At 61.4% G+C, this 22,124-nt stretch carries 23 protein-coding genes and 1 pseudogene; 8 read left to right on the top strand and 16 right to left on the bottom strand.

What is annotated here, in order from left to right; translation table 11 throughout:
- Positions 1-244: 244 nt before the first annotated feature.
- The 5 genes from ACW9I6_RS14695 to ACW9I6_RS14715 all read right to left on the bottom strand — a co-directional run bounded on the left by ACW9I6_RS14695 (position 245) and on the right by ACW9I6_RS14715 (position 2,884).
- A complete protein-coding gene (locus tag ACW9I6_RS14695) occupies positions 245-568 on the bottom strand; it encodes a hypothetical protein (protein ID WP_003211775.1) in 324 nt (107 codons plus the stop codon).
- Positions 565-852 carry a DUF4225 domain-containing protein gene (locus ACW9I6_RS14700; protein WP_238544216.1) on the bottom strand — a complete coding sequence of 96 codons (288 nt, stop codon included), beginning with the start codon at positions 850-852 and terminating at the stop codon, positions 565-567. Before ACW9I6_RS14700 ends, ACW9I6_RS14695 begins: the two co-directional genes overlap by 4 nt.
- 174 nt (positions 853-1,026) lie before the next feature.
- Positions 1,027-1,515, bottom strand: coding sequence for an Hcp family type VI secretion system effector (locus ACW9I6_RS14705; protein ID WP_003211770.1), 489 nt, complete (start codon positions 1,513-1,515; stop codon positions 1,027-1,029).
- A gap of 165 nt (positions 1,516-1,680) precedes the next feature.
- A complete protein-coding gene (locus tag ACW9I6_RS14710) occupies positions 1,681-2,022 on the bottom strand; it encodes a DUF6124 family protein (protein ID WP_401196780.1) in 342 nt (113 codons plus the stop codon).
- A 310-nt stretch (positions 2,023-2,332) separates the two neighbouring features.
- Positions 2,333-2,884, bottom strand: a complete 552-nt coding sequence (locus ACW9I6_RS14715; protein WP_177028452.1) for a dihydrofolate reductase family protein — start codon at positions 2,882-2,884, stop codon at positions 2,333-2,335.
- A 160-nt stretch (positions 2,885-3,044) separates the two neighbouring features.
- Here ACW9I6_RS14715 and lepB point away from each other — a divergent pair, with 160 nt between their 5' ends.
- Positions 3,045-3,713, top strand: coding sequence for a signal peptidase I (gene lepB / locus ACW9I6_RS14720; RefSeq protein WP_008432435.1), 669 nt, complete (start codon positions 3,045-3,047; stop codon positions 3,711-3,713).
- An 8-nt stretch (positions 3,714-3,721) separates the two neighbouring features.
- Here lepB and ACW9I6_RS14725 read toward each other — a convergent pair whose 3' ends face one another.
- The 10 genes from ACW9I6_RS14725 to ACW9I6_RS14770 form a co-directional block, all read right to left on the bottom strand.
- A complete protein-coding gene (locus tag ACW9I6_RS14725; RefSeq protein ID WP_102369509.1) occupies positions 3,722-4,309 on the bottom strand; it encodes a TetR/AcrR family transcriptional regulator in 588 nt (195 codons plus the stop codon).
- 31 nt (positions 4,310-4,340) lie between these two features.
- Positions 4,341-5,093 carry a 3-oxoacyl-ACP reductase family protein gene (locus ACW9I6_RS14730; RefSeq protein ID WP_457339482.1) on the bottom strand — a complete coding sequence of 251 codons (753 nt, stop codon included), beginning with the start codon at positions 5,091-5,093 and terminating at the stop codon, positions 4,341-4,343.
- Positions 5,094-5,227: 134 nt separating this feature from the next.
- Positions 5,228-6,157, bottom strand: a complete 930-nt coding sequence (locus tag ACW9I6_RS14735) for a sel1 repeat family protein (RefSeq protein WP_457339483.1) — start codon at positions 6,155-6,157, stop codon at positions 5,228-5,230.
- 115 nt (positions 6,158-6,272) lie between these two features.
- Positions 6,273-7,208: an alpha/beta hydrolase gene (locus ACW9I6_RS14740; protein ID WP_003211755.1), complete on the bottom strand. Its 936-nt coding sequence runs from the start codon at positions 7,206-7,208 to the stop codon at positions 6,273-6,275.
- 106 nt (positions 7,209-7,314) lie between these two features.
- Positions 7,315-7,683, bottom strand: a complete 369-nt coding sequence (locus ACW9I6_RS14745; protein ID WP_003211753.1) for a Na+/H+ antiporter subunit G — start codon at positions 7,681-7,683, stop codon at positions 7,315-7,317.
- Positions 7,680-7,958, bottom strand: a complete 279-nt coding sequence (locus ACW9I6_RS14750) for a K+/H+ antiporter subunit F (RefSeq protein ID WP_003211751.1) — start codon at positions 7,956-7,958, stop codon at positions 7,680-7,682. The genes ACW9I6_RS14745 and ACW9I6_RS14750 overlap by 4 nt, the downstream gene beginning before the upstream one ends.
- Positions 7,955-8,443, bottom strand: a complete 489-nt coding sequence (locus ACW9I6_RS14755; protein WP_003211750.1) for a Na+/H+ antiporter subunit E — start codon at positions 8,441-8,443, stop codon at positions 7,955-7,957. The genes ACW9I6_RS14750 and ACW9I6_RS14755 overlap by 4 nt, the downstream gene beginning before the upstream one ends.
- Positions 8,440-10,122 carry a monovalent cation/H+ antiporter subunit D gene (locus ACW9I6_RS14760; protein ID WP_134326984.1) on the bottom strand — a complete coding sequence of 561 codons (1,683 nt, stop codon included), beginning with the start codon at positions 10,120-10,122 and terminating at the stop codon, positions 8,440-8,442. The genes ACW9I6_RS14755 and ACW9I6_RS14760 overlap by 4 nt, the downstream gene beginning before the upstream one ends.
- Positions 10,119-10,463 (bottom strand): Na+/H+ antiporter subunit C, encoded by a 345-nt coding sequence (locus ACW9I6_RS14765; protein WP_003192163.1) that lies wholly within the window; start codon positions 10,461-10,463, stop codon positions 10,119-10,121. The genes ACW9I6_RS14760 and ACW9I6_RS14765 overlap by 4 nt, the downstream gene beginning before the upstream one ends.
- Positions 10,463-13,384: a monovalent cation/H+ antiporter subunit A gene (locus ACW9I6_RS14770; protein WP_177009145.1), complete on the bottom strand. Its 2,922-nt coding sequence runs from the start codon at positions 13,382-13,384 to the stop codon at positions 10,463-10,465. The genes ACW9I6_RS14765 and ACW9I6_RS14770 overlap by 1 nt, the downstream gene beginning before the upstream one ends.
- A 186-nt stretch (positions 13,385-13,570) precedes the next feature.
- On the opposite strand from ACW9I6_RS14770, the gene ACW9I6_RS14775 reads away from it, so the two are divergent.
- Complete coding sequence (locus tag ACW9I6_RS14775; protein ID WP_457339484.1) at positions 13,571-15,148, top strand: ABC-F family ATP-binding cassette domain-containing protein; 1,578 nt, start codon at positions 13,571-13,573, stop codon at positions 15,146-15,148.
- Between the two features lie 6 nt (positions 15,149-15,154).
- On the opposite strand, the gene ACW9I6_RS14780 is transcribed toward ACW9I6_RS14775, so the two are convergent.
- Positions 15,155-16,075 carry a DMT family transporter gene (locus ACW9I6_RS14780; protein ID WP_008432448.1) on the bottom strand — a complete coding sequence of 307 codons (921 nt, stop codon included), beginning with the start codon at positions 16,073-16,075 and terminating at the stop codon, positions 15,155-15,157.
- Between the two features lie 92 nt (positions 16,076-16,167).
- Here ACW9I6_RS14780 and ACW9I6_RS14785 point away from each other — a divergent pair, with 92 nt between their 5' ends.
- The 6 genes and pseudogenes from ACW9I6_RS14785 to ACW9I6_RS14810 all read left to right on the top strand — a co-directional run bounded on the left by ACW9I6_RS14785 (position 16,168) and on the right by ACW9I6_RS14810 (position 22,068).
- The gene (locus ACW9I6_RS14785) at positions 16,168-16,731 is read left to right on the top strand and encodes a helix-turn-helix domain-containing protein (RefSeq protein WP_003211741.1); all 564 of its coding nucleotides are present in this window, start codon (positions 16,168-16,170) and stop codon (positions 16,729-16,731) included.
- A gap of 154 nt (positions 16,732-16,885) precedes the next feature.
- Positions 16,886-18,082 carry an SfnB family sulfur acquisition oxidoreductase gene (locus ACW9I6_RS14790; RefSeq protein ID WP_177045376.1) on the top strand — a complete coding sequence of 399 codons (1,197 nt, stop codon included), beginning with the start codon at positions 16,886-16,888 and terminating at the stop codon, positions 18,080-18,082.
- A 12-nt stretch (positions 18,083-18,094) separates the two neighbouring features.
- Positions 18,095-18,436 (top strand): acyl-CoA dehydrogenase, encoded by a 342-nt coding sequence (locus ACW9I6_RS14795; RefSeq protein WP_134326981.1) that lies wholly within the window; start codon positions 18,095-18,097, stop codon positions 18,434-18,436.
- Complete coding sequence (locus ACW9I6_RS14800) at positions 18,436-19,851, top strand: LLM class flavin-dependent oxidoreductase (RefSeq protein ID WP_003211735.1); 1,416 nt, start codon at positions 18,436-18,438, stop codon at positions 19,849-19,851. Before ACW9I6_RS14795 ends, ACW9I6_RS14800 begins: the two co-directional genes overlap by 1 nt.
- A 124-nt stretch (positions 19,852-19,975) precedes the next feature.
- Positions 19,976-20,557, top strand: a pseudogene (locus ACW9I6_RS14805) (AMP-binding protein); the annotation flags it as partial.
- A gap of 92 nt (positions 20,558-20,649) precedes the next feature.
- Positions 20,650-22,068 (top strand): FAD/NAD(P)-binding protein, encoded by a 1,419-nt coding sequence (locus ACW9I6_RS14810; protein WP_457339485.1) that lies wholly within the window; start codon positions 20,650-20,652, stop codon positions 22,066-22,068.
- Positions 22,069-22,124: the final 56 nt, after the last annotated feature.

Genomic DNA, 22,124 nt, shown 5'->3' on the forward strand with positions numbered 1-22,124 from the left:
GCCGGCCGGTAGGCCGCTGTGCTCTTGATCTGCTTTTGATCTTGATCTTAGGCGCTAGCCTAAGCGAGGTGCCGAGTGGTGGGGCAAGAGCGTTATCGATTGTTCCCATGCTCCGCGAGGGAATGCCGCCCCGGACGCTCTGCGTCCCGCCGCCAATGTGAGGTTGAGTTCTGCATGAGTTGATGCGGGGCGTCACGGTATGCATTCCTACGCAGAGCATGGGAACAATCAAACGTCCAGGTGATCATCTTTGGGACTTTCCGGGTAAGCGCTGCCACCACCACTTCAAGTCACGTTTGACAGGAAGTGCTAACGCATGCAGGAAAAGACAGATAAATGCGAGCCAACCAACCGACTCGTAGTTATTAATGATTTCCGGGTGATGCCCGAAGTACAAGAAATTATCAAATTTAACGATGTCCATGTGTACGCTCATAAAAAGCATGTTTACCCCCAAGCCTAGCAGGAGCTTGGTGTAACCAATATTTTTGCTGGAAAGGATCACTTTGAGGCTGTACGCAAATAGAATGCCGAATACCGAAAAAATCAAGAAAGCTAAAATAATCAATTTTTTGTCTCTTGATATAAGTTCTTTAGCGTTAAGACGTCTGCGCCTGCTTCAAATGCCAATGAAGTTGGCCCCATGGTCTTGTATGCTCGTATTTTGTCCGTATTGAGATACCTAAATAAACGCCAGGCATCTGGTTTTAACACGTGCCTTGTAACGCTGTAGGCAGAAAGCCCAATATCAACAGAGCCATATGCCATATTCGCTTCACGCTCGCCATATCCCATCGCAGATAACGCCGAGTGATACCCCTTGCGCAATAGTCTTCTTACCTTGTTCAACATCCCTGACAATACTGCGCGCGTAATAAGCAACCTCCCGGTTGAATATGGACCGTGTTATCCCATCCTTGAGATGCCGCGCACTGATCGCACAGGCGTGATTCGTCAGCTTTGCTGCGGCTTGACTAACTTCCCACAGTTCATGAAACGTTGGCGTCGATGGTTCTTGATTTAGTTTCATAGATCGGTCTCGGGCCATGAACTGTAGCCACTGGTACCGGCCAGATGGTGAGTCCAGATGATTTCCCGATACCGGATGGAGAGATGCTCTTGTGCATCTATATCGTGCATCAGTACTGCGTGGGGCACGTCAAGGGAAAGGTCCGCGATGATGCAACCCCGTAGGTCGACGGTGTAGTACTTCTGGTGTTGGCCAAACTGAGAAATACGGTAGAAATGGATGATGCAGTTAAGCTCTTCTCTTTTGGAAAGTGCCATCGCCAACAGAGGTGAAGCTTTATCGACGTTTTTTGTAATGACCACTGGCCCATGAGTCGCAGCTCTGACATTCCCTTCATTGAGCATGTTGTGGTTATAGGACATCACCATTATTTCGTCGCGATGCCCTTCCTGGCATTTGTTACCGATAGAGTCTTGTGTAGAGCAGCCTGCGGAAATAAGACCCTGGGTTTTTCCGTTGATAGTCATGTAACCGTGGTTAGCCATAAAGAAGCATCCTGATCTATTGGTTTTCAGAATACAAAAAATGGCAAATAGGAAATATCGGAAGATTCTCTTTGAAGTGTGTGAGTAATATGTAGGATTTTTCTCTAATGGAGGGGCGGGTCTAGTTGAAATCGAATAGATCCACCCCGTTGTGTTTTTTCCTCTTTAACGTAGTTGGTTGTGTGTTGCGCCGTATTGATCAAGGGTGCTATCGACCAATAACTGAATCCCCTCCAACATCCGGCAAATCCCCAACGCCACACTCCGGGACGGCCCATCGATTTCAAATGCCAGATTCGTAGCTAACACCTGCACCGACGCCAAGTCCTCCGATGCATTGACCAACAACGTCTCCGCGTCCAACCCTTCACGCACGACAAAAAGCCTGGAGCTCTCGTCAGGCGAATCAGGTTCAGAAGAGGGATTCAGATAATGATTAATCGCCCGATGAGCAGCCGCGTGAAGCGAGGGTGAATCGAGTGGCGGGTTTGGACTGTCTTTGATCATGACGACGCTCCTAGAGTAATGGAGCCGCCACCCATCGCTGCGAAACGACAATCGGGTGGCAGCTGTACGCAGGTTCGCAGACCGGGACTCTAGGCACCCGGCATACCCGAAGGTATCCCGCGCACAGCCGCCATAACATCAGGCATAAAAAAGCGCCCGCTATCTTGTGGTGGACGCTGTGCGTCTAGAGTTTACCCGGGCTGCGAAACCCGGTCGCTGAATTTGCAGCGACCACCGAAGAGTAGGGAGCCATCTTCTGAGCGACAACCCTAAAAAGCTGTCGGAAATTTCCGGTGTTAACCCGCGACCATCAGCGCTTGCCACTCACCTCATACCGGCTTTGAACAAACCCGTTATCCGACGCATACGTGCCGATATGCCGAAGCTCATGCTCGCCACCCAACTGGCTGAACAAGGGGATCCCCTGGCCCAGCACAACCGGAATACGCGTGATGATCATCTCGTCGATCAAACCCGCCTCAAGAAACGCCTGAATCGTCTGGCCTCCGTCGATATACAGGTGTTTCATCCCGCGCTCGGCCAACGCTGCCACGAGGCTGGTGACATCCTGGCTCACCACCTCAACCTTGCCCTTCAAAGCTGCAGGTAGCTCAACCGATTGGTGAGAGAGTGCTATGACCGGCGTGCCCTCATAGGGCCACTCCGGAAAGGACAACACTTTTTCCAGGGTCTTGCGGCCCATCACTAGCGCATCCACGGTGGCGATGAAGTGTTCATAGGTCACGCCGTTCAATTCGGCGCCTTCGTACTCAGGGCGATGAAGCCACTCGATATCACCGTCTGGCCTGGCAATAAAGCCGTCGACGCTGGCTGCGATAAAGACCGAACATTTGCTATCCATAGGGCGTGAAACTCCTTTTCTGTGTGCTTGAAAATATCGACTGTCATGGGTCGGCATCGCTAATGTTAATTTAATCTTCCGATGCAATAAGCGAGCATTGCCAAAAATCACCGTGGGTACCCGGCGCAGGCCGGTGTCCCTTTTCGTATTGCGAGGATCTATGCGCCGTTGGTTAATCCGCTACCGTTACGCGATCATTTTCTGGCTGTGCTTCGGGGTTTTCCGCACCTCCCTGGCTGACTGGAATCCCATCCCGTCCGGTTCCATGCGCCCGACGTTGCTTGAGGGCGATGTGGTGCTGGTCAATCGCGTCGCGTACGACCTCAAATTGCCCCTCACCGATATTTCCCTGGCGAGACTGGATAACCCCCAGCGCGGAGATGTCGTCACGTTCTCCTCGCCCAAGGACGGCACGCGCTTGATCAAACGCATTGTCGGTATCCCCGGCGATACCCTGGAAATGCGCGACGAGGTGTTGTGGGTCAACGGTACGCCGGCCACCTACAGTAATGGGCAGGACATCAGCGAGCCTATCGCGCCTGGCCAAACAGTTCCGGGGATCAAGGTGACGGAGCGTGCGAACAGCAGCCAGCGCACGGTGCAGTTCATGCCGACAGTACGGGCGCTGCGCGATTTCGGCCCGGTGGTGGTGCCTGCCGACAGTTACTTCATGCTGGGCGACAATCGCGATAACAGCGATGACTCCCGTTATATCGGGTTTGTGCCGCGTCGGCTGTTGATCGGGCATGCGCACCATATCCTGGCGTCAGCGCAGATCCTGGACCACTGGATGCCACGACTGGGCCGATTTGGCGCGCCGATCCTGTAGTGGGCTGATCACGCGTTTGCGCTCAGCGCCCGCAGTGCAAACCCCGCAATGCGCTCCAGCTGCTCAGTGGTGGCGCCACCCTTGCTGGCGACTTTCATGCCGCTGAGGGTGGCCATCAGAAAATCACACGCGCCCGAGAGATCGGTGCCGACGGTCAATTCGCCTTGTTCCTGCGCACGCTCCAGCGTCTGTTCGAATGCGTTGCGCAAGCGTTCGGCGCTGTGGGCGGTGAGTTGATTGATCTCATCATCTTCCAGGCCGAACTCGCAGATGGCATTGACGCCCATGCAACCCGCCGTCCCTTCCCGCAGGGCGCGGGTGGCGAAGGATTGCAGGGTGTCGTGCAGTGCCTGCAGCGGGGTCGGGCCCTGGTTCAGGCGCTCGATCAAGTCATCGACGCCGGTGCGCTGATACTCGGCCATCGCCAGCAGGTACAACTGACGTTTGTCGCCAAAGGTGTTGTACATGCTCTGGCGGCTCAGTCCCATGGCCTGCATCAGTTCTTCAGTCGAGGCCGCGGCAAAACCCTTGTCGCAGAAAACCCGGATGGCCTCGCGCAGCACCTGGTCGCGGTCGAATGCTCTGGGTCTTGCCATGGTTACCTCGGGGGAAAATGCAGGTGAAGGCTCAGGCCAGGTAGCCGCCATCAATGGTCATGCTTGCGCCGGTGACAAATGCCGCTTCTTCGGACGCGAGATAAGCAACCATGCCGGCAACATCGTCGGCGGTGCCCACGCGGCCCAAGGGGATCAGGCTTGTGATCATGTCCGCATGGGGCCCGTCTGCCGGGTTCATGTCGGTGCTGGTCGGGCCCGGCTGCACGTTGTTGACGGTGATGCCGCGCGGGGCGAAATCAATCGCCAGGCCGCGGATCATACCGGCGATCGCCGACTTCGTCATGCTATAGACGCTGGAGCCCGGGAAGCCCGAACGTTGGGCGACCACGCTGCCGACGGTGATTATTCGGTCACCCGTGTGCATCACCGCCGAGCTGGCCTTGGCCGCCGCAAACGTGGCCCGCACATTGACCGCAAACATTCGGTCGAAGTCTTCCAGGCTGAAGGTGTCGACGGTGCCCATCAGCAGGATCCCGGCGTTGTTGACCAGGATATTCAAGGCGCCGAAATGCTCGACAGTGGCCGCGACCGCCCGTTCTATTGCCGCCACATCGGCGCTGTCGGCCTGAATCGCCAAGGCTTTTCCGCCCTTGCTTTCGATCAGGCCAACCAGCGCTTGCGCCTTGTCGGCAGAGGAGGAATAGGTAAACGCGACCGCTGCACCTTCAATTGAAAGCCGGCGGACAATCGCTTCGCCGATACCGCGGGAACCGCCGGTGACCAGGGCGACTTTGTGGTTGAAGCGAGGGGTGTGAGCTGTCATGGGGGAGGCCTGAGGTTTAGTGGATTAAATAATCCACTAAACCGTACCAGCCTGGAGATACTTAGCCAAGCTGTTTTTGGATTAATTAATCTTTAACTGCCGGATGTGCTCTCGAATCCGTCATCAGACGCCGGTCATTTCAGGTCGCTGTAGGTCAACCTGAACTCCGACAGCGCCGGGTGCTCGGTTTTCCACTGGCGGCCATACGCCTTGGCTGTTTCCATTTCTTCGGCAGTCAGCGCGCTGGCCAGTTGTTGCAGGTAGCCTGCGGCATCGGCGTGCCGTGGGTTTTGCCGGGTACTGTCCATGACCAGCCAGTAGAGCCCATAGGCGTGGATTTTGTTCTCGGGGTAGTGATAGCGGTTGGTGCCACTTTCATCGATATCGAACCCGCCGAGCGCACCGGCATAGGTCATGACGCCATCAAGGTCATTCAGCGCCAGCCGTTTTTCCAGGTGTATGCGCTGGTAGGAGAGGTTGCGGTAGTAGGTCTGCATGTTGGCCAGCCACTTCATCGCTGGCGGGAAGCCCTTGAAGGCCGCATACCTGAGCATGGAGTCGCGGTTGTCACTGGCCTCCGGGTTTTTGTCGTACAACAGCGCCGCAATGTAATAGGCCTCGGCGCAGCCGGCATCACCTGCCTTTCTCAGGCACGAGCGATCGTGGGTCAGTTCATACAGCTGCAGCATCGCTGCGCCGTCGCCAGCATCGGCACCTGCCTGGGCGAGGGTCTTGGCCTTGGCCAGGTTGGTTTCGCCACCCAGGCGCATCAGGGCGTACACATGATCCTGGGCAGCGGCCAGGCGGTACCACGCCTGGGCCTCGGGGTCGACACTGCCGACCCGGCGCCGGATGGCTTCGCCCAGGGCGTATTGGGACGGCGCATCGCCGGCCGAGGCGGAGATGGTCAGGTGGATTTCGCACTCTTCGAATTCACCGAGTTGATACAACTCGAGACCCCGCTGCTTGGCTGCCTGTTGCTGGCTCGTCAAATGTGAAATCAGCGCATTCAGCGAGTTGAGCAAATCAAACAGCGTGGTCAGTGCATCGGAATGGGTATACATGATCATTACCTGTATCGGGATACGTTGTCCGATAAAGGTAGGTGGGGCGGTGGGGTCCCAGGTGACAGATAGTTATCGGCAGGAGCGCTGCCTTTCCCGCGCTCTGGGCAACCCCTCAAGCGCTACGGCTGCCACGTATTGCCTGGTCCAGAAACAACGCCGCATTCGCCACGGCCTGCATGCCTTCGGGCAAGATTGCCGCAAACAAATGCCAGACATGAAACATCCCGGGCCAAACCTCCAGCGACACGCGTACCCGGTTTTCCCCCAGGTGGGTGGCCAGGCGCATGGCGTCGCTGAGCATGACTTCGTTTTCGCCGATCTGCACCAGAATGGGCGGCAATCCCCGGACGTCCGCGAACACCGGCGATGCATCGGGATCATTCGGCAGCGCGCCGTTGAGAAACGCTTTTGCAAGCAGCGTCAGCCCCAGGCGGGAGGCTTGCGGGTCGAGGCCGTCACGGTTGTCGATGGAGGCGCCGGTGTGTTCCAGGTTGGCCCACGGCGACAAGGCGGCGCCCCCGGCGGGCAGTGGCAGGCCTGCGTTGCGGGCCTTGACCATCACCGACACCACCATTGCGCCGCCGGCCGAATCGCCCGAGAACACGATGGACCTGGGGTCATTGCCCTGGTCGAGCAGCCAGCGATAAGCCTGCAACGTGTCATCAATAGGTACGGGGAACGGATGCTCGGGCGCCAGGCGGTAGTCGGGCAGGTAGACTTTTGCACCCAGCAGTTTTGCGAAGTGGCCGGCAAGGCCCAGGTAGCCCCGCGGGCTGCCGCCGACATAACCACCGCCGTGGATGTAAAGCAGCACCCGGTCACCCTCAAACCCATCAGGCACGACCATCATGCCCGGTACGCCACCCATATCGACGTCACAAAAGCTGACACCGGCGGGAATCGGATGGGAACAAAGCACCTGCTCATAAGCCTTGCGCTGCTCATTGAGGGTGAGGGTGGTTTCCTGGCCCGTGAGAAATGGGCCGAAGTCAGCGGCGCAGGCAACCCACGCGTCGAGATGGGCCTGGACAAGGGGAGTGAATGCCATGGGGGAGAACCTCATAAAGTGATCCCGATACCGGGATTAGCGATTGAGGTTCTATTTTATGGATTCTATTGGAGAACGAATTTCACCACTGCGGCGCCTGTGGGGATCAGCTGCCGCTGTCAGTGCGACGGCTGCTGACTTCAGCCGGCACATCATCCCCGGCCATGCGCTTGCGGAACAACGCGGTGCGTGCCAGCAGCAATGTGGTCACCGGCACTGTGATCGACAGCAGGATTGGGATCAACCAACCGTGCAACACCGGCCCGGACTTGAGCACCGAAAAGTAGATGATCGAGGCCAGCGCCACACACCAGGCGCCCAAGGTCGAGGCCAACGCCGGCGGGTGCATGCGCTGGAAGAAGTCTTTCATCCGCAACAACCCAATCGCCCCAATCAGCGCAAACAGGCTGCTAAGCACCAACAATACCGCGACGATCACTTCAACCCACAGCGGCAACACATCGACATTGATCATTCGATCACCTCCCCACGCAGCAGGAATTTCGCCAGGGCAAACGACCCCACAAAGCCAAACAGCGCAATCAACAGCGCCGCTTCAAAATACGTGTCACTGGCATACCGAATACCCAGCACCAGCATCATCAGCATGGCCAAGATGTACAGGTAATCCAGCGCCAGCACCCGGTCCTGGGCCGACGGGCCTTTGAACAGGCGCACCAGGGTCAGCACCATGGCCAGGGAGAACAGGAACAGGCTGAACAGGATCGCATTGGAGAGCAGGGCGCTCATTCGAAGATCTCCATCAGGGGCCGTTCGTAGGCGTGTTTGAAGTGCTCGATAAACTGCGCTTCGTCATCCAGGTCGAACACGTGGATCAGCAGGACGCTGCGGTCCAGGGCCAGTTCCGACCATACGGTGCCCGGCGTCACGCTGGTGATCATCGCCAGCACGGCCAGGCCGTTGGCATCCCGCAGGTCCAGGGGGATCTTGATAAAGCGCGAACGCGGTGGGCGCGAGCCGCAGGTCAGGATGCCCCAGGCCACGGCGAGGTTGGAGATGATCACGTCACGCCCCACCAGGAAGAACAAACGGATGATCACCCCCGGGCGGCGGATGCGGATCGGCAGCGGGCGCAACGGCGCCATCATCAGCGGTGCGGCAAAGCCGAGGATTGCCCCCAGCAGCAGGTTGCCGGGGCTGACGGACAGGTTCAGCACCAGCCACAACAACCACAATGCCAATGACAGCCACGGGGCAGGGAACAGGCGCTTCATGGCTGCACCTCCAGGGCGGCGGCCTTGGCTTCAGGGCTCGGCACCGGACGCGTCGCCATGACCGCCATCACATAGTGTTCCGGGTTGTTCAGGCTCTCGGCGGCCGCCTGGGTATAGCGCATCAGCGGCTCGGCCTTGAAGGTCAGGGCGATGCTCAGGCCCAGCAGGAAGAAAATCGGCACGCATTCGAAGCGGCGCAGCAGCGGCGATGGACGTTCTTCCGGGGTCCAGAAACGCTGGATGCCGAGGCGGGCGAAGGCGATCAGCGAAGCCAGGCCGGAGAAGATCAGCAGTGCCACCAGGCCCCAGGCGGCCGGACGCACCGATTCGTCGATGGCATTGCCCAGGCCCATCGGGTTGATCAAGGCGCTGAGCAGGCTGAGCTTGCCGATAAACCCGGACAGCGGCGGCATGCCGATGATCAGCAGGGCGCAGGCGATAAAACTCAGGCCGAGGAACGCCACCGTCCAGGGAATCACCTGGCCGACCACGGCTTTCTGTTCATCGTCGAGATTGGTGCCGGGCGGTGGATGCAGGGATTCCATGGCCTTGGGCAGGGCTTCGATTTCGTCGTCCAGGGGCATGTCGTTGGCCGAGCGCGAACGCTCGATCAATTCGGCCAGCAGGAACAGCGCACTCAGCGCCAGGGTGGAGCTGACCAGATAAAACAGCGCCCCGGCGGTCAGGCTTGGCTGGGCAAAACCCACCGCCGACAGCAGGATCCCGGCGGACACCAGAATGCTCAGGCTGGCCATGCGTTCCAGGCGTTGCGCGGCAATCATCGCCAGCGCCGCGCAGACGATGGTCGCCATGCCGCCGTAGATCAGCCAGTCGCCGCCAAACAGTGCCGAGGCACCCGCCTGGCCGGAGAACAACAGGTTCCACAGACGCAGCACGGTGTACACGCCGACCTTGGTCATGATCGCAAACATCGCCGCCACTGGCGCACTGGCCGAGGAGTAGGCAGGCGCCAGCCAGAAGTTCAGCGGCCACATTCCGGCCTTGGCCAGGAAGGCGACGGCGAGGATGCCCGCACCGGCATGCAGCAGGCCGCGATCGGCTTCCGGCACCAGGGGGATTTTCAGTGCCAGGTCGGCAAAGTTCAGGGTACCGGTGACGCCATAGATCAGCGCCGCGCCAATCAGGAACAAGGTCGAGGCCAGCAGGTTGATCGAGATGTAATGCAGCCCCGCCGACACCCGCGCCCGGCCGGAACCGTGGAGCATCAGGCCGTAGGACGCCGCCAGCAGCACTTCGAAAAACACGAACAGGTTGAACAGGTCGGCGGTCAGAAAGGCGCCATACAGGCCCATCAACTGAATCTGGAACAGTGCATGGAAGCTGGTGCCGGCGCGGTCCCAACGGGCCATGGCAAACAACAGCGCGCTGACGCCGATGATCCCGGTGAGCACCAGCATCATCGCCGAGAGTTGGTCCACCACCAGCACGATGCCGAACGGCACCTGCCAGTTGCCCGGCAGGTACACACCGATGGAGCCGGGGCCGCCTTTCTGGGTCCAGTACAGCAACAGCACGGCGATGCCCAGGCCCACCATGCTGGAGAACAGGTTGATCCGCGCCTTGAGCGGGCGGTGCTTCTCGCCGAGCATCAGCATCAGCGCGGCGGTCAGCAACGGCAGCAGGATCGGCGCGATGATCAGTTGATTCATCCAGGTCATTCCTTGGGCTCCCGGCCGTCCACATGGTCAGTGCCGGTCAGGCCCCGGGATGCCAGCAGCACCACCAGGAACAGTGCGGTCATGGCGAAGCTGATCACGATTGCCGTCAGCACCAGGGCCTGGGGCAGCGGATCGGTGTAGTTGAGCAAGTCTTGCGGCACGCCATCCTTGATGATCGGCTCCTTGCCGATAAACAGGCTGCCCATGCTGAAGATGAACAGGTTGACCCCGTAGGAGAGCAGGCACAGGCCCATCACCACCTGGAACGTCCGTGGCCGCAGGATCAGCCAGACGCCGGAGGCCGCCAGGACCCCAATGGCAATTGCGATGACTTCTTCCATCAGGCGGCTCCTCCTGGGCTGGCAACGGCTTTCGCCTGGTTGCTGGGTTTATGGGCGCGCACCGATTGGTGGCCGAGGGCGGTGAGCATCAGCAAGGTCGAGCCGACCACCATGGCGTACACACCGACGTCGAAGAACAGCGCGCTGGCGACGTGGATGTCCCCCAGCACCGGCAGGCTGAAGTGCCAGGTGTGCGTGGTGAGGAACGGGTAGCCGGCGAGCAGTGCGCCCAGCCCGGTCAGGGTTGCCGACAACAAGCCAAAGCCCATCCAGCGCATCGGCCGCAGGCTCATCTGCGCCTCGACCCACTGGGTACCGGCGACCATGTATTGCAGGATGAACGCGACGGACATCACCAGGCCGGCGACAAACCCGCCGCCCGGTTGGTTGTGCCCACGCATGAACAGGTAGAACGAGACAACCAGGGCAATCGGCAGCAGCAGGCGCACCAGCACCGCCGGCACCATCATGAATCCCAGGGCGGTGTCGCTGGCCTGGCGCGGGTTGATCAGGTCGGTGGCCACGTCGGGTGCCAGTTGGCGCTGTTGCGCGGGCAGTTCCATGCTTTCCTTCGACGGGCGGAAGCGGCGCAGCAGGGCGTAGACGGTCAGCGCCACGGCGCCGAGCACGGTGATTTCTCCCAGGGTGTCGAAGCCCCGGAAGTCCACCAGCATCACGTTCACCACATTGCTGCCACCGCCTTCTGGCAGGGCACGGCTGAGGTAGAAGGAGGAGATGTCGTTGGGCGTCTGGCGGGTCAGCATCGCGTAGGAGAGCAGCGCCATGCCGCCACCGACCACGGTGGACAGCAGGAAGTCCCGCAGGCGGCGGATGCGTGCCTTGCGCAGCGAGCTGGGCAGTGGGGAAACTTCTTCGATCCGCCGTGGCAGCCAGCGCAGGCCCAGCAGGATCAGCACGGTGGTGACCACTTCCACCACCAGTTGCGTCAGCGCCAGGTCTGGCGCCGAGAACCAGACGAAGGTCACGCAGGTCACCATCCCGCACACGCTGACCATGGTCAGGGCTGCCAGCCGGTGGTACTTGGCTTGCCAGGCGGCGCCCAGGGCGCAGGCGATTGCCAGCAGCCACAGGGTGACGAACACGATGGAGCCCGGGATCTTCGGCCGGTCGCCCCAACTGATGCCGCTGTAGAGCATCGGGATCAACCCGGCGATCACCGCCGCCAGCACCAGCAGGAACAGCTGGGTTTGCAGGCGTTTGGTGCTGATGCGTTTTTCGATCTTGCGCACCCCGCGCATCATCACCACCAGGCAGCGCTCGAAGCCGCGCTTGCCATTGAAGTAGCTGATGATCGGCGGGTATTTGAAGCGGCCCAACTTGAGTTGCTTGCGCAGCAGCAGATAGAGCACGACACCGCCGGACATGGCCACCAGGCTCATGATCATTGGCGCGTTCCAGCCGTGCCAGATGGCGAGGCTGTATTCCGGCAGTTCGCCGCCGACCACCGGCAGGGCCGCTGCGGCGAGGATCGAACCGACCACCTGGGCCGGGAAAATCCCCACCAGCAGGCAGGTAAACACCAGCAACTCCACCGGCGCACGCATCCAGCGTGGCGGCTCGTGCGGGGTGTGGGGCAGGTTGGTGGCCTTGGGGCCGAAGAACACATCCACGGTAAAGCGCAGGGCATAGGCCACGCTGAAGGTACCGGCGATGGTGGCGATGACCGGCAGGGCGATTTCCACCCAGGCGGTGGCGGAGATAAATACGGTCTCGGCGAAGAACATTTCCTTGGACAGGAAACCGTTGAGCAGCGGCACGCCGGCCATGGACGCACTGGCGACCATCGCCAGGGTGGCGGTAAACGGAATCAGCTTGAACAGGCCGCTGAGCTTGCGGATGTCACGGGTGCCGCTTTCGTGGTCGATGATCCCCGCCGCCATGAACAGCGACGCCTTGAAAGTGGCGTGGTTAAGGATATGGAATACGGCGGCGACAGCGGCCAGCGGGCTGTTGAGGCCCAGCAGCAAGGTGATCAGCCCGAGGTGGCTGATGGTGGAGTAGGCCAGCAGGCCTTTGAGGTCGTTCTGGAACATGGCGCAATAAGCGCCGAGCAGCAGGGTAATGGCACCGGCACCGCCGACAATCCAGAACCACTCTTCGCTGCCGGACAGCGACGGCCACAGGCGGGCCAGCAGGAACACGCCGGCCTTCACCATCGTTGCCGAGTGCAGGTAGGCCGACACCGGCGTCGGTGCAGCCATGGCGTGGGGCAGCCAGAAGTGGAAGGGGAATTGCGCGCTTTTGCTCAGGGCGCCGATCAGCACCAGGGCGAGCATGATCGGGTACAACGAATGGGCACGGATCTGATCACCGGCAGCCAGGACCTGATCCAGGTCGTAGCTGCCGACGATATGCCCGAGCAGCATCACCCCCGCCAGCAGGCACAAGCCGCCCGCGCCGGTGACCATCAGCGCCATATAGGCGCCACGCCGGGCATCGGCGCGGTGGTGCCAGTAGCCGATCAGCAGGAACGAGAACAGGCTGGTGAGCTCCCAGAAAAACACGATCTGGATCAGGTTGCCGGAGATCACCAGGCCGAGCATCGCACCCATGAAGGCCAGGAAAAACGCGAAGAAGCGCGGCACCGGGTCTTCCGGCGACATGTAATACCGGGCGTACAGCGACACCAGGGTCCCGATGCCCAGCACCAGCATCGAGAACAACCAGGCAAAACCGTCCATGCGCAATACGAAGTTCAGCCCGAGGCTGGGCAACCACATGAATTCTTCACGTATCACGCCACCATGGGCGATCTGGGGGTAGAGCAGGGCGACTTGAACCGTCCCGACCAGGGCCACAAGGCCGGCCAGCATGGACTCTGTGTTGCGTGCGTTGTGCGGCAGCAAGGCCGCCAGACAGCTGCCGATAAAAGGCAGAAGCAGTAGAACTATCAGGGACATAGGCTTCTAATCTGCGGGAGTTTGGGATGCATCATACGTGCCGGAATCTTGATCACCAAACGGCAAGATGTGGCAGGATCCTACAAGGTAGGCTGAAAAAGGCTGTTTGGCATTGTTTCAATGCCCGTATCCAGGGCAGGTATGCTGTTCAGAGGTTTTTTTCAGCCTGTTGCATAAGGACGTGTGATGACCCAGCGATTGCTCCACCTTGACCATGTCGCCTGCAGCCTGCCGGATGGACGCAGCCTGTTCGACAACCTGAACCATGCCTTCAGCGCCCGGGCGACCGGCCTCGTGGGGGCCAATGGGACGGGCAAGTCCTTGCTGGGCGCAATGCTCGCGGGCACCCTGCAGCCCACCCGCGGGCAGGTGCGCCGTGAGGGCAGTGTGTACGCGGTGACGCAACTGTTGGAGCCCGAACGCTATCCCAGCGTGGCGGCGCTGGCAGGTGTCGACCAAGTGCTGGCAGCGTTGGCGCGCATCGCCGAGGGCAGCGTGGACGAACACGACCATGCACTGGCTGTTGATCAATGGGATTGCGCGCCTCGACTGGCGGCGGCCCTGGAGCAAATCGGCCTGGGGCACTTGACTGCCGACTCGCCAACCGCGGCCCTCAGTGGCGGCGAACGCCAGCGCGTCGCTTTGCTGGGCGCCTGGTTGTCGAGGGCAGACTGGTTGATCCTCGATGAGCCCAGCAACCACCTGGACATCGATCACCAGCACAAGCTTGCCCAGCAGATTGATCGCTGGCCCGGCGGCCTGGTGCTGATCAGCCATGATCGCGGGTTGCTGGAGCACATGGACGAGATTGTCGAACTGTCGCCCAAGGGCTTGGCGGTGTACGGCGGTAACTACAGCCACTACGCGGCGACACGGGAGCAAGAGCAGCAGGCGTTCCAGTCGGCGTTGCAGGGGGAGCGCGCGCACGCCAAACGTGAGCAGCGTGAAGCGGTCATCCAGATGGAGCGTCAGCAGCGCCGCAATGCCCGGGGCGACCGCCAGGCCCGGGATGGCAACCAGACCAAACTGATCACCAACGCCCAGAAAGAGCGCAGTGAAAACAGCCAGGGCAAGTTGCGCCTCAATCAGCAGCTGGCGCGTGAGCAGCAACAGCAGCGGATCGCCGAGGCGCGTGCGCGGTGTGCGCCCGAGATCCAGCGCATGATGCTGTCGCCGGAAAGCGTGGTGCCCCAGGGCAAGCTGGTGTTGCAACTCAACGAGGTGGTGCTGCCGTTTGGCAGCCGCGCACCGATCAATCTCACCCTGACCGGCCCGATGCGCATGGCGATCCTGGGAGCCAATGGCAGTGGCAAGTCGACCCTGCTGCGGGTGATTGCCGGCCAGTTGCCGGTGGCTGCCGGTGAGTTGGCGCGCAGTTGCCATATCGGCTGGCTGGACCAACACGCCGGGCTGGAGCACCCCGAGCGCACGGCGGTGCAATGGCTTTACGAAAGTAATCCGCTACTGGCGCAAAGCGAAGCGCGTACCCGGCTGGCGCAAATGGGCATCGATGCCGACCGGGCGGTCCTCGATACGCGCCAACTGAGCGGCGGCGAGCGTCTGAAAATTGCCCTGGCCGCACAGCTCTACGCCGAGCATCCGCCGCAATTGTTGTTGCTGGACGAACCCGACAACCATCTGGACTTGCCCAGCCGGATTGCCCTGGAGCAAATGCTCAATCAGTACCAGGGCGCGCTGATTGTGGTGTCCCATGACGAGGCGTTCCTGCAGGCCATCAACCTGGACGGTGAGTTGCGCCTCTGAGGCCGTTCAACCCTGGTTTTCATGTTCCAGTTCGGCCTGGGGCTCGGCGAGCCGCTGACGGCGGGTTTTCATCTCACTGACAATCACCGCCGCCACGATCAACGCCGCGCCCACCATGGCAATCGGCGGGAAGCGCTCCCCGGCAATCCGCCCGACTACGCCGGCCCACACCGGCTCCCCGGCATAAATCAGCGTGGCGCGAGTCGGCGAGACGCTTTTCTGCGCCCAGTTCATCGCCACCTGAATCACCGCGCTGGTCAGCCCCAGGCCCACCGCGCTGAACAGCAGCAACCAGGAAAACCCCGGCAGCGCCTCGCCCATCGGCACCACCATCAGGAACGACAGCACCGACGCCGTGGCCAGTTGCACCACCGTTACCCGGCGTACATCCACCTGCCCGGCAAAGGCGCTGATCAGGATGATCTCGGCGGCAATCGCTACCGCACCGATCAACGTGGCGATTTCACCGGGGCTGAAATTCAATGATGCCCCGGCCGGGCCGGTCAGCAGCATCAGCCCGGTAAACGCGAGCATGATGCCGATGCTCGGCATCAACCCCGGCCGCCGTCCCAGTACCAGCCATTGCAGCAGCGGCACGAATGGCACATACAGCGCAGTAATAAATGCCGACTGGCTGCTCAGGATCGTCTGCAAGCCAATGGTCTGCAAACCGTAGCCGAACATGATCGCCACACCGATAAAGCAGCCAGCCTTCAATTCAAACAGCGTCAGGTTCCGCAGGCTGCGGAATGAGAACGCCCCGACGATGAGCGCCGCTGCAGCAAAACGCAGGCCGACGAAAAACATCGGGCCGCTGACCGCCATGGCGTGCTGCACCAGCAAAAAGGTGCCGCCCCAAAACATGGTGATCACCACCAATACACATTCGGCTTTGCTGAAACGGGAAAACAATGGGGAGGTGGTCATGGCGGCTCGGTCTTGCACAGGAAGGGCGCGGACCGCACAATGCGCCGCAAGCTGGGCAGTATACTGCGCAACCCCACCCTGTGAGCAATATAGTGCACAAAGAAAATCCGCAACGGGCCTCGGTCCTGCAACACGTCAGCCAGAACGTTCGGCGCCTGCGCCATGCGGCTGAGTTGAGCCAGACGGCGCTGTCCGAAAAATCCGGCGTCAGCCGGCGCATGCTGGTGGCAATCGAGGCGGGGGAGAAAAACGTCAGCCTGTCGACCCTCGACCGGGTGGCCGAAGCCCTGGACGTGGCCTTCAGCGACTTGATCCAGGCCCCGGATGCCGCTGATCACAGCCGTATCAACGAACTGGCCTGGGCCGGTGACATCCCCGGCAGCAAAGCCGTGCTGCTGGCCAAGGCCACCGCGCGTCGCGAGGTGGAACTATGGGAGATGCGCCTGGAGCCCGGCGATCGCTACATGCCTGAACCGGACCCCGAGGGTTGGAGCGTGCAGTTGTTTGTGTTCGAAGGCACCCTGACGCTGGTGCTGGGGGATGAGGAAAAAAACGTCGCCACCGGTGAGTTCCTGATGTTCGCCAGCCGCTACCTTCACGCCTATCGCAATGACGGCGACGTGGCGGTGCGGTTTGTGCGCAACGTGGTGATTTAACTGTTGGCAGCGCAACAGTGGTTGGACACTTTGCTGTTTTGAACCGCCAACGACTTCCCTGATATACCGGCAACCCGCTGATTTCGTTGCACATTGCATTCGGGCACGACTCCTGCAATCACTCCAGTATCTCTCTGGAGCCTGGAGTCGGCCCATGTCAGCCCAACCCCTACAACCTGCCCACATCATCCGTTCGGACGCCGAGGCCATTGCGGTTGCCACCGAGTTGGCCAAGCGTTTTGCCGTGGACGCCGGCGTGCGCGACCGCGAGCGACGCCTGCCGGTGGCCGAGCTGGACGAATTCTCTGCCAGTGGCCTGTGGGGCATCACCATTCCCAAGGCCTACGGCGGCGCGGGAGTGTCCTATGTGACGGTGGCCGAGGTGATCAAGCTGATCTCCGCCGCCGACCCGTCCCTGGGGCAGATTCCGCAGAACCACCTGGGCGTCGTCGACATCCTCCTGCAAACCGCCAGCGAGGAGCAAAAGCAGCACTACTTCGCCAAGGTCCTGCAGGGCTATCGGTTCGGCAATGCCTTCTCCGAAGCCAAGAGCAAGAACGCCGGCACGTTTGACACACAAGTGCGCTTTGACGGCGACAGTGCGTACATCAACGGCGAGAAGTTCTACTGCACCGGCGCACTGTTCGCCCATATCGTGCCGACGGTGGGCGTCAACGAAAAAGACCAGGCGTTCATCGCCTTTGTCGAACGGGACGCGCCGGGCCTGCAAGTGATCGACAGCTGGGACGGCTTCGGCCAGCGCACCACCGCCAGCGGCGGCGTGACCCTCGACGGTGTGAAGGTGCCGCTGAGTGCGGTGATCCCCGCCCACCAGGCCTTCGACCAACCCACCGCCAACGGCCCGATTTCGCAGATCATCCAGGCGGCCGTCGACACCGGCATCGCCCTCGGGGCCCTGGAACAAGCCAAGATTCATGCACGCCAGGCCCGGCCCTGGATCGACAGCCAGCAGGATCACGGCTGGCAAGACCCGTTCACCATCGCCGCCATCGGCGACCTGGAATGGCGGGTCCACGGCACCGAAGCGATCCTCGCCAAGGCCGGCATTGCCGTCGACCAGGCCCTGGCCAACCCCAACGAAGACACCGTGGCCAATGCCTCGTTGGTCGTCGCCCAGGCCAAAGTGCTGTCGGCGGAAACCGCCTTGCTCGCCAGCAGCAAACTCTTCGAACTGGCCGGCACCCGCTCGGTGTCCGGCAAGCACAACCTCGACCGCTTCTGGCGCAACGCGCGTACCCACACCCTGCACGACCCGGCCCGCTGGAAATACCACCTGATCGGCAACTTCGTGCTCAACGGCGTCAAGCCCGCACGCCATGCCTGGAACTGAGGAGCTGCATCCATGACCGCACTGAATCAGGCGCGCCAACTGCTGGAAAGCACCCGGCGCTTTGTCGAGAAAAGTGATGACCCCTACGTGATCAGCCGCTTTGGCGATTTGCAGATTCGCGTGGAGGTAGCGGCTGCTTTGTTTGAGCGTGCCGAAACCCACCCAGGCCCGGTGGCCCTCACAGAAGCCCAGATAGCGGCTGCCGAGGCCCTCATCGCTGCCAGCAACGCCGAATTCGAACTCACCGGCCAGCGTACTGCGCTGCCGCCGACCCTTGATGATCCCCTGCGCTGGAAATACCAGATTGTCGGCAACTACCACCTCAACGGTGTCGCCCCCCGGAGTAACGTTTAATGCCTCGTGAAATCCGTTTGAATGCCTTCGACATGAACTGTGTCGGCCACCAGTCGCCGGGCCTGTGGGCCCACCCGCGTGACCGCTCATGGCAGTACAAGGACCTGGAATACTGGACCGACCTGGCAAAAATTCTCGAGCGCGGCAAGTTCGACGGCCTGTTCATCGCCGACGTGCTGGGCATCTACGACGTCTATAACGGCAACGGTGACGCAGCGATTCGCCAGGCGACCCAGGTGCCGGTCAACGACCCGCTGTCGCTGATCGCACCCATGGCGCTGGTCACCGAACACCTGGGTTTTGGCCTCACCGCTTCACTGTCCTTCGAACACCCGTACCCGTTCGCCCGGCGCCTTTCCACCCTCGACCACCTGACCAAGGGCCGCGTCGGCTGGAACATCGTCACCTCGTACCTGGAAAGCGGCGCGAAGAACCTCGGCCAGAAAGCCCAGACCGAACACGATGCGCGCTACGACTACGCCGAGGAATACCTGGAGGTTTGCTACAAGCTCTGGGAAGGCAGCTGGGAAGAGGGCGCGGTGTTACGCGACCGCGAACGGCGGATCTTCAGCGACCCGAGCAAGATCCACGAGATCCGCCACGTCGGCAAACACTTCCAGGTGCCCGGCATTCACCTGTGCGAACCGTCGCCACAACGCACGCCGGTGCTGTACCAGGCCGGGGCGTCGAGCCGTGGCAAACAGTTCGCCGCCGAACAGGCCGAATGCGTGTTCGTCGCCGCGCCGTCGAAAGTGCTGCTGAAGAAAACCGTCGCTGACATCCGTCGGCGTGCGGCTGAGGCAGGCCGTGATCCGAAGAAAATCCTGATCTTCAACCTGCAGACGGTGATCGTTGGCGAGACCGATGCCAAGGCCAAGGCCAAATTCGACGAATACAAATCCTACGTCAGCTACGAAGGCGCGATGGCCCTGATCTCCGGCTGGACCGGCATCGACTTCAGCCAGTTCAAGCCCGATGAACCCCTCAAGCATGTGCATACCAACGCCATTCAATCGGCGGTGGAAGCCTTCTCCACTGCCGACCCGAACAAGGTCTGGACCCCGAATGAACTGGCAGACTGGGTCGGCATCGGCGGCTTCGGCCCGTTGTTCGTCGGCGGCCCGGAAACCGTGGCCGATCTGTTGCAGGAATGGGTTGAAGAGACCGATGTGGACGGCTTCAACCTGGCCTATGCACTGACCCACGAGACCTTTATCGACGCGGTCGAGTTGCTGGTGCCGGAGTTGCAGAAGCGCGGCGTGTACAAGACCGAATATGCCCAGGGCACCCTGCGGGAGAAATTGTTTGGGGACGGCGCGCGGTTGGCGGACAACCATCCGGGGGCCAGCTATCGTGATTTGTCGGGTGTACATAAAACAAATGTGGGAGCGGGCTTGCTCGCGAATGCGGACTGACATTCAGCATTGATGTTGCCTGACGCACCGTTTTCGCGAGCGAGTCGAGCCGTCCCACCGCCGCCCACATAAATCCGGCCAGCGGACCACCGCATGCTTGTTTCACCAATAGGAGCATCACCCTATGAGCGTGCATGAACTTGAACTTGCGCTGGATGTGGAATGGCCCGCCGAACGGGTTACGGTGTTGCCCGAGGCGTTGGCGCAGTTGCGCCATTGGGCACAAGTGACCCCGTTGCACAGCGCCCTGCGCCACAAGCGTGACGGCCAGTGGTATGCCTGGCGCTGGATCGATGCGTTGCGGGATGTCGAGCGCCTGGCTGATGGCTTGCGTCAGCAGGGCTTTACCGAGCAGTCGCGGCTGGCCCTCAGCGGTGCCTTCGAACCCGGCCTATTGCTGCTGGCCCTGGCCGCCCAGGTGATCGGTGGCCAGATCCTGACCCTGGCGGATGACCTCGAGCCCGCTGCCCTGCAGCAACAAGTGTGGCGCATCCGGCCTACCCACGCGTATGTCCCTGGGCTCCAGACGTTGGCGATGGTGCGACGGATCGACCCTGTGGACACCTCACAACGGCTCTGTCGCTGGTGGCAGCCTTCGGGCAAGACCGAATTGTGGAGCGGGGAAAGCACCCATTGGCAAGGCGGCCTGGCGACGGTGCTGGAGCAATGGCTGATTAGCGGCCAGAGCCTGGGCTTCCCGCAGTCGGGCTGAACTAGGCGTCCCGGGTCGATGTGCTGGATACTGCACGGGGCGATTTTTACCACAACCATTCAGGCAGACAGTAAGGGCGCAATTTCATGAGTGAAACCGAACGCGGACAGGCGACGAGCGCCATTCGCAACGCCGATGTGCTGATTGTCGGCGGCGGCCTGAGCGGGACGATGCTGGCGGTGCAGTTGCTGCGCCTGCCGGGCACGCGGCAGATCCTGGTGATCGAGCCGCGCCAGGAACTGGGGCGCGGCGAGGCCTACAGTGCGGTAGAGCTTGGGCACACCTTGAACGGCAACGCCGCGCGCATGAGCGTCGACCCGGACAACGCCGATGACCTGACCCAGTGGCTGACCGCCTACATCGCCGGCGGCGGCTGGCCCGAGTCGGACCAGCAGCACGTGCCCATCAGCGAACTGTTTCCGCCCCGCGGGATTTTTGGCCTGTACGCGCAGCAGCGGCTGGCCGAGGCCAAGGCGATTTCCGCGTCGACCGTCGAGCACATTCGCGCCGAGGTGACAGACCTTGAGGTGGATGAACACGCCACACGGCTGACCTTGAGCGACGGCCAGCAACTGCGCGGTGCCTGTGCGGTATTGGCCACCGGCATGTTCCCGGCGGCACGCACGCCACAGACCGAATCCAGCGGCTTGAATGCCGCTGCCGTCGACCCGTGGGATGTATCGGCCATGACCCAACTGGACCCGCAATCCACCGTGCTGATCATCGGTTCCGGGCTGACCATGGTGGACGCCGTGGTGTCCCTGGAACAGGCCGGCCATCGCGGGCCCATCGAGATTTTTTCGCGCCACGGCCTGTTGCCCCATGTCCGTCGGCAGCCGCCGGCCTGGGTCGACTTCCTGGGAGAAGACCACAGCCTGCGCAGCCCCCGGCAATTGCTGTGGGAGGTGCGGCGCCAATGCCGGCTCGCGCTGGAGCAGGGGATTGACTGGCAAGCGCCGCTGGACACCGTGCGTGCCAACATCGGGCGGTTGTGGAGCCAGGCCAGCGAGGGCGAGAAACGTCAGTTCGTGCGGCATGTGCGGCCCTGGTGGGAAAGCCACCACCACCGTTCGCCGCCGTTGAGTGCCGAGTTGGTGGCGCGGTTGCATGGGGAAGGGCGGCTGCGGATCCGGGCGGCTTCGTACAAGGGGCTGGTGCCTTCGCAAGGTGAGGTGACGATCCGCCTGCGTCATCGTGGAGAGCAGGATGTGGTGCAGGTGTCGGGGGCAGCGCTGATCAACTCCAGCGGGATTGAATATGACTGGCGGCGCGTGGCCCGGCCGTTGCCCCGGCAGTTGCTCAAGCGCGGGCTGATTCAGCCCGGGCCGTTGGCGTTGGGGATTGCGGCGGATGTGTCGGGGGCGGTGCTGGATGCCCACGGGAATGTCAGCCGGCGGCTGTTTGCCATGGGCCCGCCGTTGCGCGGGATGTGGTGGGAAAGTACCGCAGTGACGGATGTCGCGATTCAGGCCAAGGCGCTGGCCGCGAGGTTGGCACACCTCTAAATCTAATGTGGGAGCTGGCTTGCCTGCGATAGCGGTGGGTCCGCTGCATCTTTATC

The organism is Pseudomonas sp. SDO5522_S412 (assembly GCF_054071215.1).

Bases quoted from the DNA above. Each gene is read 5' to 3' on its own strand.
- ACW9I6_RS14700 (WP_238544216.1), bottom strand. From the start codon at position 852: ATGTTGAACAAGGTAAGAAGACTATTGCGCAAGGGGTATCACTCGGCG.
- ACW9I6_RS14705 (WP_003211770.1), bottom strand. From the start codon at position 1,515: ATGGCTAACCACGGTTACATGACTATCAACGGAAAAACCCAGGGTCTT.
- ACW9I6_RS14710 (WP_401196780.1), bottom strand. From the start codon at position 2,022: ATGATCAAAGACAGTCCAAACCCGCCACTCGATTCACCCTCGCTTCAC.
- ACW9I6_RS14715 (WP_177028452.1), bottom strand. From the start codon at position 2,884: ATGGATAGCAAATGTTCGGTCTTTATCGCAGCCAGCGTCGACGGCTTT.
- lepB (WP_008432435.1), top strand. From the start codon at position 3,045: ATGCGCCGTTGGTTAATCCGCTACCGTTACGCGATCATTTTCTGGCTG.
- ACW9I6_RS14725 (WP_102369509.1), bottom strand. From the start codon at position 4,309: ATGGCAAGACCCAGAGCATTCGACCGCGACCAGGTGCTGCGCGAGGCC.
- ACW9I6_RS14730 (WP_457339482.1), bottom strand. From the start codon at position 5,093: ATGACAGCTCACACCCCTCGCTTCAACCACAAAGTCGCCCTGGTCACC.
- ACW9I6_RS14735 (WP_457339483.1), bottom strand. From the start codon at position 6,157: ATGTATACCCATTCCGATGCACTGACCACGCTGTTTGATTTGCTCAAC.
- ACW9I6_RS14740 (WP_003211755.1), bottom strand. From the start codon at position 7,208: ATGGCATTCACTCCCCTTGTCCAGGCCCATCTCGACGCGTGGGTTGCC.
- ACW9I6_RS14745 (WP_003211753.1), bottom strand. From the start codon at position 7,683: ATGATCAATGTCGATGTGTTGCCGCTGTGGGTTGAAGTGATCGTCGCG.
- ACW9I6_RS14750 (WP_003211751.1), bottom strand. From the start codon at position 7,958: ATGAGCGCCCTGCTCTCCAATGCGATCCTGTTCAGCCTGTTCCTGTTC.
- ACW9I6_RS14755 (WP_003211750.1), bottom strand. From the start codon at position 8,443: ATGAAGCGCCTGTTCCCTGCCCCGTGGCTGTCATTGGCATTGTGGTTG.
- ACW9I6_RS14760 (WP_134326984.1), bottom strand. From the start codon at position 10,122: ATGACCTGGATGAATCAACTGATCATCGCGCCGATCCTGCTGCCGTTG.
- ACW9I6_RS14765 (WP_003192163.1), bottom strand. From the start codon at position 10,463: ATGGAAGAAGTCATCGCAATTGCCATTGGGGTCCTGGCGGCCTCCGGC.
- ACW9I6_RS14770 (WP_177009145.1), bottom strand. From the start codon at position 13,384: ATGTCCCTGATAGTTCTACTGCTTCTGCCTTTTATCGGCAGCTGTCTG.
- ACW9I6_RS14775 (WP_457339484.1), top strand. From the start codon at position 13,571: ATGACCCAGCGATTGCTCCACCTTGACCATGTCGCCTGCAGCCTGCCG.
- ACW9I6_RS14780 (WP_008432448.1), bottom strand. From the start codon at position 16,075: ATGACCACCTCCCCATTGTTTTCCCGTTTCAGCAAAGCCGAATGTGTA.
- ACW9I6_RS14790 (WP_177045376.1), top strand. From the start codon at position 16,886: ATGTCAGCCCAACCCCTACAACCTGCCCACATCATCCGTTCGGACGCC.
- ACW9I6_RS14795 (WP_134326981.1), top strand. From the start codon at position 18,095: ATGACCGCACTGAATCAGGCGCGCCAACTGCTGGAAAGCACCCGGCGC.
- ACW9I6_RS14800 (WP_003211735.1), top strand. From the start codon at position 18,436: ATGCCTCGTGAAATCCGTTTGAATGCCTTCGACATGAACTGTGTCGGC.
- ACW9I6_RS14810 (WP_457339485.1), top strand. From the start codon at position 20,650: ATGAGTGAAACCGAACGCGGACAGGCGACGAGCGCCATTCGCAACGCC.